Raw genomic sequence first — 15,696 nt, 5'->3', positions numbered from 1 at the left:
GAAAACGCTGAGCATTGCATTCGTCATTAGGAAAAACCGGACAGGCTGGTCAGTAACTGTCCGGTTCCATTTCTAAAGAGAATAAACGGAAGGCAGGGGCGCAACCCTGTCTTCCACTCCGCAATCATAAGCGTTTCGCCCAGTCCTTACAAGACGCCGATCAGGGCCCGATCTTCGGGGGCTCGCCAAGATTCGGCATGCCCGGCAATCCACCCGGCTGGCCGAAATTGGGCATGGTGTTGCCACCCTGATTGCCAAAGGCGGGCACTTCGATCTTGATGGAATTCAGATCGACCTCGGGCGCCTTGTCCAGCCAGTAGGTGACGGATTCCGGCCAGAAGATCACGATGGCGACGAGGATGAGCTGCATGCCGAGCCATGGGATGGCGCCCATGTAGATATCCGATGTCTTGACCGTGCGCGGCGCGATGGAGCGCAGGTAGAACAGAGCAAATCCGAAGGGCGGGTGCATGAAGCTCGTCTGCATGTTGATGCAGATCAGAACGCCGAACCAGATGAGGTCGATGCCGAGCGACTGGGCGATCGGCGCCAGCATCGGAATGACGATGAAGGCGATTTCGAAGAAATCGAGGAAGAAGGCGAGGAAGAAGATGAAGATGTTGACGAAGATCAGGAAGCCGATGGGGCCGCCCGGAATGCCCGACAGCATATGCTCGATCCAGAGCGAACCATCCATGCCCTGAAAGACGAGGGAGAAGCAGGTGGCGCCGACCAGAATGAACACCACCATGGAGGTGATATGCATGGTGGAATGCATGCCCTGCTTGATGAGGTCCCAGGTGAGGCGGCGGTGCGCGGCGGCCAACGCCATGGCGCCCACGACCCCGAGCGCACCGGCTTCGGTGGGCGTTGCGAGGCCGAGGAAGATGGTGCCGAGCACGAGGAAGATCAGCACGATGGAGGGGATCATGCCTGCCAGCACGCGGAACACCAGCGCCCGGTTGAGTTCTCCCCGCGCTTCCGGCGGCAGCGCCGGCAGGTCCTTCGGCCGCACGACCGACATGAACAGGATGAAGAGCATGAAGATGGCGACCTGCAGGATCGAGGGGCCGATGGCGCCCAGATACATGTCGCCCACGGATTTGCCGAGCTGGTCGGCAAGCACGATCAGCACCAGCGAAGGCGGGATGACCTGCGTGATCGTTCCCGATGCGGCGATGACACCGGTGGCAAGTCGCGGATTGTAACCATATTTCAGCATGATCGGCAGCGAGATGACGCCCATGGTGATGACGGAAGCCGCAACCGTGCCGGTAATCGCACCGAGGATCGCGCCGACGATGATGACGGCATAAGCGAGGCCGCCGGGAATGGCGCCGAACAGTTTGCCCGTCCCTTCAAGCAAATCTTCCGCAAGCCCGCATCGCTCGAGGATCGCGCCCATGAAGGTGAAGAAGGGGATGGCCAGCAGAAGGTCGTTCGAGACGATGCCGAAGATGCGCAGCGGCAGGGCCTGAAGAAAGGCCGGCGAAAAATGCTCCGTGAAGATGCCGATGACGCCGAAAACGAGACCGACGGTGGCGAGCGAGAAAGCAACCGGAAATCCGTAAAGCATGAAGATGATCATGCCGAGGAACATCAGTGGCGGAAGAATACCATATTCGAACATGGGAAATATCCTGAAGGTTCAGATCGGTGCGATCATTGCAGGGGTTTTTCGTACTTCGTATCGAGCGCATAAAGCCCGTTGAGGGCGCCTATGCGCTTGATGAGTTCGGAAAAACCCTGAAGAACCAGAAGGGCGAAACCGGCGAAGATGATGAATTTCACCGGCCAGCGGATGAGGCCGCCGGCATTGGAGGACATTTCGCTCTGATGCCAGGATAGCGTGAACATGGGCCAGGAAAGCCAGGCGAGGTAAAAGCAGCCGGGAAGCAGAAACAGCACGATGCCGATAATGTCCACCCAGATGCGGCTGCGCGGTGAAATCGCGCCATAAATGATGTCCACTCGCACATGTTCATTCATGCGCAGCGTGTAGGATGCGCCGATCAGCACGATGAAAGCGAACATGTACCACTGGATTTCCAGCCAGCCGTTTGAACTGTAGTTCAGGGCGTAACGGACCATGGCATTGCCGGCGCTGACGAGGCAGCAGATGAGCACGAGATAACCGGCAACCTTGCCCAGAGCTTCGCTTGCAAGGTCTATCAGCGCACTTAGTTTTAAAAGCGATTTCATAACTTTCCCCTCTTCCCTTTTCGGGCCCTTTGCGGGTTTATGGCGGAGAGCAAAGCCCGGCACCCCTGCTGCGGCCACGCCTCCACGTGCTTCCGCTGCCACAGGTTCCAGAGTTCCTCCCCACAGAATCCCGTGTATGGTCAGGCGGTTCGAAAAGCAACCAAAACCACCATGAAACGGCTTGGCGGACCGCCCTTTTCAACCGTTTGCGAAAGAATGTTGCCCTATGACATGTTTTGCCCGGTTGAGCGGCCGCGATGCATGCGCTGCCGTTCTTTCGCTGAGAACGCATTGCGCTTTTCGGCGACTTCATGTTACCTCTGGCTACGGAGAATCCGGCATGGGCCCGTGATCGTTCGCGGGCAGATTTTCCCGCACAACGGGCATGACGGATGGAGCACAAGGGGAAGCGGAATGAGCGAACACCACACGGGTCCTGTCGAAGTCGGCGCCGAGATGAACTACGCCGAGCACGAAAAGACCTATAACGGTTTTCTGGCCTTGACGAAGTACGGCACCATGATGCTGTGCGTGCTGATGCTGGCCATGGTCGCGGGTTTCTTCACCACCGCCGGCTTCCTTGGTGGCCTGGTCGTCTTCGTCGTGCTGTCGGCTGCGGGTTTCTTCTTGCTGCGCTGAACGATCCCGTTCATGAGCGGTTCCTGTTGCGGGGACCGGGCGATGCCGGATAACCGGAAAGGCCAAGCCATGAAGCGTCTGTTCTATTGTCTGTTTCTGCTGGTGGCGATTGCGCATCCCGCTTTGTCACGCGATCTCTCACCTGCCGAGCAGGATAGTCTTCGCACGCAGATAGAGCGATTTCAGACGGCTTTGAGTGCACAGGATTTCGATGTCGTCGGCAAGACGGTGCCGCCGAAAATCTTTGAATTCATCGCAGGCGAAGCGGGTATTACCGTGGAGCAATTGCGCGGTGCTTTGACCGCGCAGATGCAGATGGCGCTCGCGGCGGTCAAGATAACCGAGTTCACCATGGATACGCAGGCGATCAGCCTTGCGCAAACGTCTGATGGAACGCCTTATGCACTTATTCCGACCAGGACGGTGATGGAAACCGGCGGCCAGACGATCGAGGCGAAATCCCACACGCTGGCGCTGATGGACGGTGCCGACTGGTATTTGCTGCGGGTAAGCGACCAGCAGCAGGTCACGATCCTGCGCAAGGTCTATCCGTCCTTCGCCGAGGTGGTGTTTCCCGACGGTTCCATGCAGCCGGTGAAGTAGCCCGTCTTCCTGAACTCAGGAAAAACGTCCCGGCCGGAAAGGATCGACCGAGATTTCCGTCTCCTCGCCGCTGGCCAGTTGCGTCACCAGACGGGCGGTTGCTGCCGATTGTGTCAGCCCCAGATGGCCATGGCCGAAGGCATAGATGACGGAGGGCGTGGCGCGTGCCGTGCCGATGACGGGAAGACAGTCCGGCATGGACGGGCGGAACCCCATCCATTGTTTCCCGCCTTCCAGTTTGAGGCCGGGCAGGAAGCGTCCTGCTTTCTTCAGCATGGCTTCCGCACGGCGGAAATTCGGCTTCAGTTCCAGCCCGCCGAGTTCGACCGCGCCGCCAATACGGATACCCGTCGATAGCGGGGTGACGACGAAGCCATGGTCGTTGAAATAAAGCTGGCGCGTCAAGTTGAAAGCCTCGGGGGAAAGCGTGGTATTGTAACCACGTTCGGTTTCCAGCGGCACGATGTTGCCAAGCGTCGCGGCGAGTTTTCTCGACCAGGCGCCGCAGGCGATCACCACTTTGTCGGCATCGATCTTGTCGCCATTTTCCAGCGTTACGATCGTACTTTCGCCGACGGCGTCGATGCGTTCGGCCTCGCCCTTGCGCAGGCTGGCGCCGCGGGCGATTACCAGATCGAAAATGGCGCGGGTGAAATCGTAAGGGTCGGAGACTTGCAGGCCATCCGGTGAAAAGATGGCATGGCGGAACTGGGGCGCGAGACCCGGCTGCAGTTCCTCGATTTCGGGGCGGCTGACTCGCTGAAAGGTGAAGCCTGCGCTTTCCTTTTCGTCCCAGTCCCTGCGGGCGGCATTGAGACTTGCCTCGCTGTCATAAAGATCGAGCGTGCCGGTTTTCGAAACGAGGTGCGAAAGTTCCGGCATCGCAGCGACATGGGTCATTTCCACGGCAGCCAGCCGGTTGATGTCGGTGAGTGACTTCAGCCCATGGCGAAAATTACGCTCGGCGCTCGCGCGCCAGAAACGCCACAGCCAGGGTGCGATCTTTGCCGCATAGGCGGGCGGCACACTGAGCGGGCCGAGCGGATCGAACAGCCAGCGCGGCGCTTTTTTCATGATGCCGGGAGCGGGAATGGGGATGATTTCGGGGAAGGCCAGAATGCCGGCATTGCCGGAACTCGCGCCCCGGGCAACCTCGCCGCGTTCCAGCAGCACCACTTCGCGTCCGGCATTCTGCAGATAAAGCGCCGCCATGGAACCGATAATGCCGGTGCCGATCACCAGCACATCGCATTTCAGGGTTTTGGTCATCGGCGCTCCTGCAACACAAATCTTTCAACCCCGCATAACAATGAATGCCGCCCCGATGAAAGGCCGTATCGTGTTGCCGGCGCAGAAATATCAGCACTGTGGCAAATAAGCGGTCCGAAATAGACAAGGCGAATATATTCGTGATGAAGCATACCGGCAGTCGATTGAGGCTCCGGATCAATAGTTATAGTTCATTATTAATCGCAATTTAACGGTGTCCGGCTAGTTTCGCGTGCAGGCGGGCCGACCGTTTTTCATCTCTATATTTCGAGGGTGGAACAGGTCTGCATATGGATTACTGTTTGAGGGTTCAAAAAGATGTCTCACTTTTCCAAACTCGGTCTGGATGCTTCTGCGGTGCTTGATGCGCTGAGCCGCTCACAGGCCATCATCGAGTTCGATCTGACCGGCAAGATTTTGAAAGCGAACGATAATTTCTGCAAGGCCGTCGGCTATCAGCAGTCTGAAATCGTTGGGCGTACCCACAGCATGTTCCTGTCTCCCGAAGATGCGGCCTCGCCTGAATACAAGAGCTTCTGGGCGAAGCTGTCGCGTGGCGAATACGATCAGGGTCAGTATCGACGTCGGGCCAAGAATGGCGACGAAATCTGGATCGAAGCTTCCTACAATCCGGTGTTCCGTTTCGGTAAGCCCTACAAGGTGGTCAAGATTGCAACCGACATCACCTCGATCAAGCGCAAGAGCGCCGAGGATGACGGGAAACTGGCGGCGCTCTCCCGCGCGCAGGCCATGATCGAATTTACGCCGGACGGAAAAATCCTCAGCGCCAACGAAAATTTCCTCTCGACGCTCGGTTACACGGCGGAAGACATCGTCGGCAAACATCATTCGATGTTCTGCGAGCCGGCCTATGTCCAGTCCCAGGACTATCGGGATTTCTGGAAGGAACTCGGAAAGGGCCATTTCTCGACGGGGCAGTTTATGCGCCTTGGCAAGGATGGCAAACGCGTCTTCATTCAGGCCTCCTATAATCCGATCATCGATGATCGGGGCCGCGTCTTCAAGGTAGTGAAATTCGCTTTCGATGTGACGGACCGGATGCATGCGGTCGAGGAACTTGGTGCTGCGCTCGAGCGGCTTTCCCAATGCAATATCCGTATTACGCTGGACAAACCTTTTGTCGGCGAGTTCGAACGGCTGCGTTGCGATTTCAATAAATCCATCGCCGAATTCCAGAAGACGCTGGAAAACGTTCTCGGGCAGACCGGAGACCTGACCCGCAGCAGCCAGGAAGTCAGCGAAGCCTCCGTCAATCTCGCCGAACGTTCGCGTGAGCAGGCGGTGGCGCTTGAGGAAACTTCGGCAGCACTCGAAGAAATCACCGCGACGGTCCGTTCGTCGACAGAAAATATGAAAGAGACACGCAAGCTCGTTCAGAGCGCGCGGACATCCACCGTGGCCTCCACCGAGGTCGTGGAGCGAACCGTCGATGCCATGCAGCGTATCGAGACGGCTTCGCGGGAAATCAGCCAGATCATCGGTGTGATCGACGAAATCGCCTTCCAGACGAACCTGCTGGCGCTGAATGCCGGCGTGGAAGCTGCACGTGCGGGTGAAGCGGGCAAGGGTTTTGCGGTGGTGGCGCAGGAAGTGCGCGAGTTGGCGCAGCGTTCCGCCAATGCCGCGAAGGAAATCAAGGCGCTGATCAACAATTCCGGCACCGAGGTTCTGGAAGGCGTCAGGCTGGTGGGCGAAACCGGCGAAGCGCTGAAGCAGATCGACGCGCTGGTCAGGCACATTGACGGCAATGTCGACATGATCGCCAAGGCGGCGGACGAGCAGGCCGTCGGCATCAGCGAGATCAACAAGGCGGTCAACCGGCTCGACCGGATGACCCAGGAGAATGCGGCGATGAGCGCCCGCACCACGGTGATCAGCACGACGCTGGCGCAGGGCGCGGATGCGCTGGCGCAGCTTGTCAGCCTGTTCAAGCTGAACCGCCGTACGGTTCAACGGGAAGACGGATCGTCCACCCGCTCGGATACCCCGAATACGGCCCGGCGCGACCAAACGTCGGCACGGGCGGCGGCGTAAAGGAGCAGGCTCAGGCCCGCTTCAACTTGAAAATGAGATTCGGTGGATGCGGATGCCTTTGAACGGGCATCCGCATGGCTTTTTCACCGCAGCGCCGGTCGTTCAATACCGAGATGGTCGCGCAGCGTCGAGCCTTCGTAGTCCTTGCGGAACAGGCCGCGCTCCTGCAGGAGCGGAACGACCTCGCGATTGAATTCCTCCAGCCCGCCGGGGAAGAAGGGCGGCATGACGTTGAAGCCGTCGGCCGCGCCGTTTTCGAACCATTCCTGCATTCGGTCCGCCACATCCTTCGCTGTGCCCATGACGATATGGTGGCCGCGGCCGGCGGCGACGCGCAGCGCAAGCTCCCGGATCGTCAACTTTTCGCGGCGCGCCAGTTCGGTCAGAAGTTCGGCGCGGCTGCGCAGCTGGTCGGAAATCGGCAGGTCCGGCAGCGGGCCGTCGAGATCGTAATCAGTGAGGTTGTGGCCGATGCGTTCTTCAAGCAGCGGCATTGCGCTCTTGATGTCCGTCCACCGGTTCAATTCTTTCAGCTTTTCGCCGGCCTCTTCGAAGCTGCTGCCGATGATCGGCATGAAGCCGGGCATCACGGCGACGCTGGCCGGGTCGCGGCCGAACTTCTCCACGCGCGCCTTGAGGCTTTTATAGAAGGCCTGCGCTTCGGAAATCGCCTGCTGGGCGGTGAAGACGATATCGGCGGTGCGGGCGGCGAGATCCTGCCCCGGACCGGAAGATCCGGCCTGGATGAGAACCGGGTGGCCCTGCGGCGAACGCGGAATATTGAGCGGTCCCTTGACCGTGAAATATTTGCCTTCGTGGTTGAGGATATGGACCTTTTCCGGATCGACATAACGGCCCGCCTGCTTGTCCTTGACGAAGGCGTCATCATCCCAGCTGTCCCACAGGCCGCGAACGACATTCACATATTCTTCCGCCACCGCATAACGTTCGTCATGCTCGGGATGGTCCTTGGAAAAATTCGCCGCCGTGCGGGCATAGGATGTGGTGACGATGTTCCACGCCGCGCGGCCGTGGCTGAGATGATCAATGGAAGCGAAGGCGCGGGCGGTGTGGTAGGGCTCGCCATAGGTGGTGGAGGCGGTGGCGGCGAGCCCGATCTTGTTGGTGACCATGGCCAGTGCGGCAAGCAGGGTCAGCGGCTCAAAACGCGCGATCATCGAGGGATGGGCGTCGACGCCGCTGGTCAGGCCATCGGCGAGGAATACCATGTCGAACTTCGCCGCTTCGGCCATTTTCGTCACACGGGTGAGCAGATCGAAATTCTCGCTGCCGGCTTCGGCATCGGGGTGACGCCAGCCGGAAACGTGGTGCCCGGCGCCCTGCAGGAAAAGGCCGAGATGCATCTGTCTTTTGCGTGTCGTGGTGGTCATGGGGATCATGCCTTCATGTCGGTCGAGTTATATTTGCGATACCAGAAGCGTTTCGAGCTTTCTGAGGTCGGCTGCGGTCTTCATGGACCGCACCAGTGCCGGAATGCCGGCGAATTTCTCATTGCCGCCGGTCGCGTCGGCAAATTTTTCCGTCGGGTCATCGATGCCAGGAAGGCCGTCGACACGGCGCGACAGCACCGTGCCGTCCTTCTTCGTCACGTCGATGACCACGAACCGGGTGGTCGGATCGGGCGAGAGGCGGCGGGCGGTTTCGTCATGCCGGCGTGAGACTCTGGCGGAAAGGGCAAGCAGATCGGTGCGCGTCGGGCGCTCATCGAAATGGCCGATGCCGAGTGCTCCATCCGTCAGCGCTGCGGCAAAGACATATTCGGCGCTGAAGCGGGCGTCGATGCCGGTCGTGGGTGTGGCGGGCCCAACGAGGGCGGCGTCGCCGCCCGGCGGGAAGGTGATGGTGACCGTCTCGATCTCGTCCAGCGTCAGATCATGGCTGTTGCGCAGCGCCAGCGCGCCGACGGCAACGGGATGGCTGGCGGTGCAGCAGGGAAAGGCCTTGAGGGTGAGGCCGGGCGAGACGATCTGCCAAGGTGCGCCCCAGCCGGAGAGAACACGTTTCGGCTGCTCGGCGCCGAAGGCGTAGGCGGAATAAAAGCCGATGGGGTTTTCCAGAAAATCCGGCGCGCCCTGAAAGCCCGATTGCGCCAGCCGCGCGGCGGTAAGGCCGGCGCGCGTGGCAAGCCCGGCATGCAGCGGCTTGGCGTCATAACCGAATTGCAGGCGAAGCCCGGCCGATTGGGTGGCGGCAAGCCCGAGCGCCACGGCCGTGGTCTGCGGATCGAATTTCAGGAGATGGGCAATCGCCGCCGCGGCGCCAATGGGGCCGAGCGTGGCGGTGGCGTGGAAGCCGTTTTCGTAGTGCCTGGTGCCGAGCGAGAGGCCGAGACGCGCCATGGTTTCCAGCCCGACGATATAGGCGGCGATGAAGGCATCGGCCGTGGAGCCCTCTTCGACCGCGATAGCCAGCAAAGCGGGAATGATGGCAACGGTCGGATGGCCGCGCACACTGCCATGGACATCGTCATAATCAAGCACATGCCCGGCGTGGCCGTTGATGAGGGCGGCGGTAAAGGCATCCGTGCGCAGATCGTGGCCGATAATGCCCGCCGTGCCTGACGTGCCGGGTGTGAAGCTGTCGATCAGGATTTTCGTGCTTCTGTCGGCAGCGCCGCCCAGTACGCAGGCGAAAAAATCGATCAGCGCCGTGCGGGCGATGGCCACCGCCTCCTCGTCACGCAGGGGATCGGAAGCGGCAATCGCTTCGGCGAGATGAAGGGTGAGTTTTTCGTCGACGGCCATGGCATCAGATTCCTTCGCCGTCATTGACCCGTGCCACCTGTCCGCCAAGACCCTTGACGAAGGCGTTGATGCGCGGATTGGTCGACTTGTAGAAGATGTGCTCCGGCGTGCCCTGATCGACGATCAGGCCGTTTTCGGTGAAGACGACATTATCGCTGATTTCTTCGGCAAAACGCATTTCGTGCGTGACGAGAATGCTGGTCATGCCATCATTGACGAGATCGCGGATAACGGCGAGCACTTCGCCCACGGTTTCGGGGTCGAGCGCGGAAGTGACCTCATCGAACAACACCAGTTCCGGCCGCATGGCAAGCGCGCGGGCAATCGCCACGCGCTGCTGCTGGCCGCCGGAAAGCTGGCCGGGATAGGCATCGACCTTCTGGGAAAGACGCACTTTTTCCAGCAATTCGCGGGCATGGCGCTCGGCTTCCACCTTCGGCGTGCCGAGAATCTTGATCGGCGCGATGGTGATGTTTTCCATCACCGTTAGATGCGGGAAGAGGTTGAACTGCTGGAACACGATGCCGATGCGTTTGCGCAGCGCGATGCGCTCAGCCTCGGTCTTAAGCTGGTCCACCCGCGTGCCGCCGACGGTGATCTTGCCCGATTGCGGGATGAGCAGGCCGTTGATGCAGCGCAGGATGGTGGACTTGCCGGAGCCGGAAGGGCCGATGATGGAGACGGCGTCGCCCTTGTTCACCGTAAGGTCGATGCCCTTCAGGACCTGATTGTCACCGAAGGACAGGTGTATGCCTTCCAGTTCAACCAGAGCTTTTGCGGCGGTTTGTGGTGCGGGTGCGGACATGGCTTGTTCCAATCAGCGGGAAGCGAAGCGCCGCTCGAGGCGCTGCGTGAAACGGGAGACGGGATAGCAGAACAGGAAGAACGCCATCAGAACGGTGAGATAGACCACGACGGTGAAATCGTTGCGCTGAACGGCGGTGCTGGCGTCCGTCGCGGCATGAAGAAGCTCATGAACGCCGACCAGCGAGGCGAGCGCCGTACCCATGGTGATCGACGCATAAAGGTTCATCCATGGCGGCAGCGAGCGCTTCACGCATTGCGGCAGGATGATCCAGCGCAGTGTCTGGTTGCGCGAAAAACCCAGCCCCTGCGCCGCTTCCCATTGTGCCGTCGGAATGGACTGGATGGCGCCGCGGGTGATTTCGGCGATATGGGCGCTAGCCGGAATGGCGAGACCGACCACGGCCTTGATCCAGTCCGGGAAGGGAATGTAGTTGCCGAAGGCGACGATCTCGAAGGGGAAGATGTAGGTCGCGGCAAAGATCAGCACCAGATGCGGGGCGTTGCGGAATATCTGCACATAGGTGAGCGCCGGCGCGCGCACGAGGCGATAGGGCGCAAGCTCCATGATGCCGAGGAGGACGCCGATGAAGGTGCCGATGGCGATCGCAAGGATGCTGATCAGCACGTTCATGGCAAAACCCTTGGCCAGATAGGGCAGCCATTGCAGCAGCACCTGGCCGAGCGAAGGATCGAGGATCAGCCACAGAATGACGGCAATCAGCACGCCGAGCAACAGAATGGTGCCGAAGGGCGGCTTCTTCACCGCCTGTGTTGGAGAAACCACCGCACTCATTGACCGAACCCCGGAACCGCAAGACGCCGTTCAAGCCAGAGACCGGCCCTTGCGACGATAAAATTGATGACGCTGAAGAAGATCAGGATGACGATCATCAGCTCGACCACATTGTCGCGCTGCGTCCAGATCAGGATCGAGGCATAGGTGATTTCACCCACCGCAATTGCCGAGCCGACCGTGGTGAGCTTCACCAGATTGACGAGGTTGTTGATGATGGAGGGCAGCGCCGTGCGGATGGCCAGCGGAAACTCCACATAGCGTAAAATCTCGAAGGAGCTGAAACCGATCGCGCGCGCCGCCTCGATGGTGGTGGCCGGTACCGCTTCGATACCGCCGCGCAAGGCCTCCGCGTGGAAAGCGGCAATGTGCAGGCCGGTAATGGCGACGACCCAGAAAAAGGGTGTCAGCGGATTGTTCTGCGCGCCGCCCAGCGCATTGGAAATCAGCATGTTGAGCACAAGGAAACCGCACATCAGCTGCACCAGCGTCGGCGTGTTGCGCGTCAGTTCCACATAGGCGCGCACGGGGCCGGCGAGCCAGACCTTGCCCGATGTCAGCATGGCCGCGAAAATGAAGCCGAAGACGAGGCTGAGCGGCAAAGTGACGGCGACGAGGATCAGCGTCATCTTCATGCCGTCGAGCCAGATCTGAACCTCGTAACCGCTGTTCAGAAAGTCATAGTTGAGGCCGAGATGCGCGGCCAGTTCTATGAAGCGCGCTGTAAATCCATCCTGCATCGGAAATCCATGCTGTTGTCGCGGGTGCGCCGCCCTGCAGGCGGCGCCAGAATGACCTGTCTTGCTTTAAAGCAGAAAAGAACGGCGGGCGAAACCGGCCGTTCCTGATGGTCATAGGAAATCACTCCGCCTGTTCGGCATCATCCTCACCCTGCGGTGAGGACAGGCAAGGAACGGAGAGACCCTGCGCCTGTCTTACTGCGCCGAAAGCTTCTTCTGCTGCTCTTCCATATAGCCGATGCTCGGCAGACGGTTGGCCTTGGCGAATTCGAGCATCTTGCCGGAGGCGTGCAATTCCTTGACGATCTTGTCGAGAGCGGCCTGCGTGTCGCTTTCGCCCTTGCGCAGCCAGATCACGGAATCAGACGGGATGAGGTCGGTCGGGATGAGGATGCCGTAATCCTTCCACTCATCGGCGCGGTCCTGAAGCATCAGGCTGAGCGTGCCGTTGACGTGAACGGAGACGTCGCAATTGCCGCCCTTGAGCGCCAGCAGCGATTCCGGCTGGCTCGGCAGCGCCTTAACCTGCGCGCCATATTGTTCGATCAGCGGCTGGGTGTAGTTCGAGCCTTGCGAAACGCAGGCGATCTTGCCCTTCAGGTCCGGCCAGTCCTTGATGCCACTGTCCTTGCGGCCGATGGCGGCGCCACCCTGGCGGTCATAGGGGGTCGGAACATAATCGAGCGTTTTCGCGCGCTCTTCCGTGTACTGCATGTTGGCGATCAGAATATCGACCTTGCCCTGCTGCAGGAACTGCACGCGGTTGGGCGGGGTCACGGTTTCGGTGACCAGCTCGACACCGAGGCCGGCGGCCAGCGCCTTGGCGACGTCGATGTTGAGACCCTTCTGCTCCTGCGTCTTCGGATCGATAAAGCCGAAAGGCGCGCCGGAAAGGATAACACCGACAGTGAGCTTGCCGCGACCCTTGATCCGGTCGAGCGTTGCATCCGCGTAAGCGGCAGTGGCCATCGAAGCGATGACGACGGTTCCGGCAATGAGTTTTGCGGCAAATTTGGAGAAAGAGAGGGCCATGGGTATTTCCTTTTGATTGTAGGTGGAAACTACATGAGGCACCCGCCAAGAGCGAGAATTGGCATTGCGTGAAAAATAGTATGAATAAAATCCGGTTCCAATAAATCTTTTGGAGGGAAAAATTATCCTAATAATTTGAGATCGTAGAATCTTGTTCTTTGCTTCCGCTATTTTATGTCTGGCCGTGAGGGCGGGAGGATAATCAAGACGCCGTGTGTGGGCCAAATGGCCACAGGGAGAGCGAGCGAATGCCGCTTGTTTCTTCTCCCCGCCGGGGAGAAGTCCGCGGCAGCGGGATGAGGGGGGCAAGCTCTCGGTTTATCGCTAACGTCGCCCCCTCATCCGACCCTTCGGGCCACCTTCTCCCCGGCGGGGAGAAGAAACGTTCCGCCCCTGCCGTCACCGTCCGGCATTATAGGCCGCAATTGCCGCCATATTGACGATATCGCTGTCCTTCGCCCCCATCGAGGTGATCTGTACCGACTTGTCGAGGCCGACGAGAAGCGGGCCGATGACGGTCGCGCCGCCCAGTTCCTGCAGCATCTTGGTGGAGATGGAGGCGGAATGGATGGCGGGCATGACCAGCACATTGGCCGGGCCGGAAAGCCGGGCGAAGGGATACTGGCTCTGCATGCGGTGATGGTTCAGCGCCACATCGGCCGACATTTCGCCGTCGACCTCGAAATTGACGTTGCGCCTGTCGAGGATTTTCACCGCCTCGCGCACCTTGTCGGAGCGTTCGCCGGTCGGCTGGCCGAAGGTGGAATAGGCGAGCATGGCAACGCGCGGCTCGTAACCGAAACGGCGGGCAAGGTGGGCTGCTTCTTCGGCGATATCGGCAAGGTCTTCTGCATTCGGCATGTCGTGCACGGCGGTATCGGCCACGAAGACGGTGCGGTTGCGTGAGACGACCAGCGAAACGCCGATGACGCGATGGCCGGGCTTGGTGTTGATGCAGCGGCGGATATCCTCCAGCGCCGTGGAGTAGTTGCGGGTAACGCCGGTGACCACGGCGTCCGCATCGCCCATCGCCACCATGCAGGCGGCGAAATGGTTGCGGTCGTTGTGGACCAGACGCTGCACGTCGCGCAGCAGGAAACCGCCGCGCTGCAGACGCGCATAAAGATAATCGACATAGGCATCGACGCGGCTGGAAAGGCGGGCGTTGGTGATCTCGATATTGGCGCGGTCGAGATCGATGCCCGCGCGTTCCGCATTGGCCTTGATGATATCGTCACGGCCGAGCAGGATGGCGGTGCCGAGGCCCTGCGCGGTGAACGAAATCGCCGCGCGCATAACCTGTTCTTCTTCGGCTTCCGCAAAGACAACCCGCTTCGGTGAGCGGCGCACCCGCTCGTAAAGGCGCTGCGTGGTGGAAGCCATCGGGTCGCGGCGGGCGGAAAGTTCGCGGGCATAGGCGTCGAGATCGGGCAACTCCCGGCGGGCGACGCCGGTTTCGATTGCGGCTTTCGCCACGGCCACCGGAATGGCCGAGATCAGGCGCGGATCGAAGGGAACCGGAATGATATATTGCGATCCGAAGCGCGGGCGGTTGCCCTGATAGGCGGCGGCCACATCGTCAGGCACGTCTTCGCGGGCAAGATCGGCGAGCGCCTGTGCCGCCGCGATCTTCATCGCGTCGTTGATCTGGCTGGCGCGAACATCGAGAGCACCGCGGAAGATATAGGGGAAGCCGAGGACGTTATTGACCTGGTTCGGGTAGTCCGAACGCCCGGTCGCCATGATGGCGTCGTCGCGGATGCGCGACACTTCCTCGGGGGTGATTTCCGGGTCCGGATTGGCCATGGCGAAAATGATCGGCTTCGGCGCCATGGAGCGGATCATTTCTTCGCTGAAAGCGCCCTTCTGCGACAGGCCGAATACCACGTCAGCGCCCTTCATGGCTTCCGCCAGCGTGCGGTTGTTGGTTTTCACCGCGTGGGCGGATTTCCACTGGTTCATGCCTTCGGTACGGCCCTGATAGATCACGCCCTTGGTATCGCAGAGCGTGATGTTTTCAGGGTTGAACCCCATGGCCTTGATGAGATCCATACAGGCGATTGCCGCAGCACCCGCGCCGTTGCAGACCAGCTTGGTGGTCTTGAAGTCGCGGCCCGTCAGCTCGATGGCGTTGATGAGGCCGGCAGCGGCGATGATGGCGGTGCCGTGCTGGTCGTCATGGAAAACGGGAATGTCCATCAGCTCGCGCAGGCGGCTTTCGATGATGAAACATTCCGGCGCCTTGATGTCTTCCAGATTGATGCCGCCGAAGGAGGGTCCGAGGTAACGCACGCAATTGATGAACTCATCGGCGTCTTCGGTATCGACCTCGAGATCGATGGAATCGACATCGGCGAACCGCTTGAAGAGAACGGATTTGCCTTCCATGACCGGCTTGGAGGCGAGCGCGCCGAGATTGCCGAGACCGAGGATGGCGGTGCCGTTGGAAATGACCGCAACCATGTTGCCGCGCGTGGTATAGTCGTAAGCGGTCGCCGGATTTTCGGCGATGGCTTTCACCGGCACGGCCACGCCCGGCGAATAGGCGAGCGACAGGTCCCGCTGCGTCGCCATCGGTTTGGTCGGGGTGATTTCCAGTTTCCCCGGTCGGCCTTCCGCGTGGAAATCCAGGGCTTCCTGATCCGTAACCGATGTTCTTGTGCTGGCGGGTTTCGTCGTGTCGGACATGGGCTGAGCGTGCTTTCGTGTCGATAACAGTGTAAAAATATCCGCCGTTGTTATTGTATTTTTCGCGCGCCTGCCAAGTCTTGAATGTTGTTCAGTGCAGCAA

General features: G+C 60.1%; 13 protein-coding genes. 3 read left to right on the top strand and 10 right to left on the bottom strand.

Features of this window, described 5'->3' with window-relative positions; genetic code table 11:
* Positions 1 to 160 precede the first annotated feature (160 nt).
* Both CFBP4996_RS16325 and CFBP4996_RS16320 read right to left on the bottom strand, forming a co-directional pair.
* A complete protein-coding gene (locus tag CFBP4996_RS16325; protein ID WP_003524574.1) occupies positions 161 to 1,630 on the bottom strand; it encodes a TRAP transporter large permease in 1,470 nt (489 codons plus the stop codon).
* Positions 1,631 to 1,662: 32 nt separating this feature from the next.
* Entirely contained in the window at positions 1,663 to 2,202 is a 540-nt protein-coding gene (locus tag CFBP4996_RS16320) for a TRAP transporter small permease subunit (protein ID WP_020813285.1), read from the bottom strand.
* A gap of 414 nt (positions 2,203 to 2,616) precedes the next feature.
* Here CFBP4996_RS16320 and CFBP4996_RS16315 point away from each other — a divergent pair, with 414 nt between their 5' ends.
* Both CFBP4996_RS16315 and CFBP4996_RS16310 read left to right on the top strand, forming a co-directional pair.
* Positions 2,617 to 2,841, top strand: coding sequence for an aa3-type cytochrome c oxidase subunit IV (locus tag CFBP4996_RS16315; RefSeq protein WP_003524572.1), 225 nt, complete (start codon positions 2,617 to 2,619; stop codon positions 2,839 to 2,841).
* Positions 2,842 to 2,910: 69 nt separating this feature from the next.
* The gene (locus tag CFBP4996_RS16310) at positions 2,911 to 3,444 is read left to right on the top strand and encodes a hypothetical protein (protein ID WP_170988580.1); all 534 of its coding nucleotides are present in this window, start codon (positions 2,911 to 2,913) and stop codon (positions 3,442 to 3,444) included.
* A 15-nt stretch (positions 3,445 to 3,459) separates the two neighbouring features.
* Here CFBP4996_RS16310 and CFBP4996_RS16305 read toward each other — a convergent pair whose 3' ends face one another.
* Positions 3,460 to 4,713 carry an NAD(P)/FAD-dependent oxidoreductase gene (locus CFBP4996_RS16305; RefSeq protein WP_080854535.1) on the bottom strand — a complete coding sequence of 418 codons (1,254 nt, stop codon included), beginning with the start codon at positions 4,711 to 4,713 and terminating at the stop codon, positions 3,460 to 3,462.
* Between the two features lie 318 nt (positions 4,714 to 5,031).
* On the opposite strand from CFBP4996_RS16305, the gene CFBP4996_RS16300 reads away from it, so the two are divergent.
* The gene (locus tag CFBP4996_RS16300; RefSeq protein ID WP_080854536.1) at positions 5,032 to 6,768 is read left to right on the top strand and encodes a methyl-accepting chemotaxis protein; all 1,737 of its coding nucleotides are present in this window, start codon (positions 5,032 to 5,034) and stop codon (positions 6,766 to 6,768) included.
* Between the two features lie 83 nt (positions 6,769 to 6,851).
* On the opposite strand, the gene CFBP4996_RS16295 is transcribed toward CFBP4996_RS16300, so the two are convergent.
* From CFBP4996_RS16295 to CFBP4996_RS16265, 7 genes are all read right to left on the bottom strand, one after another.
* Entirely contained in the window at positions 6,852 to 8,168 is a 1,317-nt protein-coding gene (locus CFBP4996_RS16295; RefSeq protein WP_162936096.1) for an LLM class flavin-dependent oxidoreductase, read from the bottom strand.
* Positions 8,169 to 8,186: 18 nt separating this feature from the next.
* Positions 8,187 to 9,533 carry an MmgE/PrpD family protein gene (locus CFBP4996_RS16290; protein WP_080854897.1) on the bottom strand — a complete coding sequence of 449 codons (1,347 nt, stop codon included), beginning with the start codon at positions 9,531 to 9,533 and terminating at the stop codon, positions 8,187 to 8,189.
* Between the two features lie 4 nt (positions 9,534 to 9,537).
* Complete coding sequence (locus tag CFBP4996_RS16285; protein ID WP_080854537.1) at positions 9,538 to 10,338, bottom strand: amino acid ABC transporter ATP-binding protein; 801 nt, start codon at positions 10,336 to 10,338, stop codon at positions 9,538 to 9,540.
* Positions 10,339 to 10,350: 12 nt separating this feature from the next.
* Positions 10,351 to 11,133, bottom strand: a complete 783-nt coding sequence (locus tag CFBP4996_RS16280; protein ID WP_080854538.1) for an amino acid ABC transporter permease — start codon at positions 11,131 to 11,133, stop codon at positions 10,351 to 10,353.
* Complete coding sequence (locus CFBP4996_RS16275) at positions 11,130 to 11,873, bottom strand: amino acid ABC transporter permease (protein WP_003524557.1); 744 nt, start codon at positions 11,871 to 11,873, stop codon at positions 11,130 to 11,132. The genes CFBP4996_RS16280 and CFBP4996_RS16275 overlap by 4 nt, the downstream gene beginning before the upstream one ends.
* Before the next feature lie 195 nt (positions 11,874 to 12,068).
* The gene (locus CFBP4996_RS16270) at positions 12,069 to 12,905 is read right to left on the bottom strand and encodes a transporter substrate-binding domain-containing protein (protein WP_080854539.1); all 837 of its coding nucleotides are present in this window, start codon (positions 12,903 to 12,905) and stop codon (positions 12,069 to 12,071) included.
* Between the two features lie 399 nt (positions 12,906 to 13,304).
* Positions 13,305 to 15,593, bottom strand: a complete 2,289-nt coding sequence (locus tag CFBP4996_RS16265) for an NADP-dependent malic enzyme (protein WP_020813293.1) — start codon at positions 15,591 to 15,593, stop codon at positions 13,305 to 13,307.
* Positions 15,594 to 15,696 lie beyond the last annotated feature (103 nt).

The organism is Agrobacterium leguminum (genome assembly GCF_005144435.2).
GTDB lineage: Bacteria > Pseudomonadota > Alphaproteobacteria > Rhizobiales > Rhizobiaceae > Agrobacterium > Agrobacterium leguminum.
Note: the sequence above shows the minus strand (reverse complement) of the source record. Positions and strands in the feature narration are given on the sequence as shown.

Excerpts from the sequence above, each read along its gene's own strand:
- CFBP4996_RS16270 (WP_080854539.1), bottom strand. The coding sequence starts at position 12,905 with ATGGCCCTCTCTTTCTCCAAATTTGCCGCAAAACTCATTGCCGGAACC.
- CFBP4996_RS16290 (WP_080854897.1), bottom strand. The coding sequence starts at position 9,533 with ATGGCCGTCGACGAAAAACTCACCCTTCATCTCGCCGAAGCGATTGCC.
- CFBP4996_RS16265 (WP_020813293.1), bottom strand. The coding sequence starts at position 15,593 with ATGTCCGACACGACGAAACCCGCCAGCACAAGAACATCGGTTACGGAT.
- CFBP4996_RS16325 (WP_003524574.1), bottom strand. The coding sequence starts at position 1,630 with ATGTTCGAATATGGTATTCTTCCGCCACTGATGTTCCTCGGCATGATC.
- CFBP4996_RS16300 (WP_080854536.1), top strand. The coding sequence starts at position 5,032 with ATGTCTCACTTTTCCAAACTCGGTCTGGATGCTTCTGCGGTGCTTGAT.
- CFBP4996_RS16310 (WP_170988580.1), top strand. The coding sequence starts at position 2,911 with ATGAAGCGTCTGTTCTATTGTCTGTTTCTGCTGGTGGCGATTGCGCAT.
- CFBP4996_RS16320 (WP_020813285.1), bottom strand. The coding sequence starts at position 2,202 with ATGAAATCGCTTTTAAAACTAAGTGCGCTGATAGACCTTGCAAGCGAA.
- CFBP4996_RS16280 (WP_080854538.1), bottom strand. The coding sequence starts at position 11,133 with ATGAGTGCGGTGGTTTCTCCAACACAGGCGGTGAAGAAGCCGCCCTTC.
- CFBP4996_RS16305 (WP_080854535.1), bottom strand. The coding sequence starts at position 4,713 with ATGACCAAAACCCTGAAATGCGATGTGCTGGTGATCGGCACCGGCATT.
- CFBP4996_RS16315 (WP_003524572.1), top strand. The coding sequence starts at position 2,617 with ATGAGCGAACACCACACGGGTCCTGTCGAAGTCGGCGCCGAGATGAAC.
- CFBP4996_RS16275 (WP_003524557.1), bottom strand. The coding sequence starts at position 11,873 with ATGCAGGATGGATTTACAGCGCGCTTCATAGAACTGGCCGCGCATCTC.
- CFBP4996_RS16295 (WP_162936096.1), bottom strand. The coding sequence starts at position 8,168 with ATGATCCCCATGACCACCACGACACGCAAAAGACAGATGCATCTCGGC.
- CFBP4996_RS16285 (WP_080854537.1), bottom strand. The coding sequence starts at position 10,338 with ATGTCCGCACCCGCACCACAAACCGCCGCAAAAGCTCTGGTTGAACTG.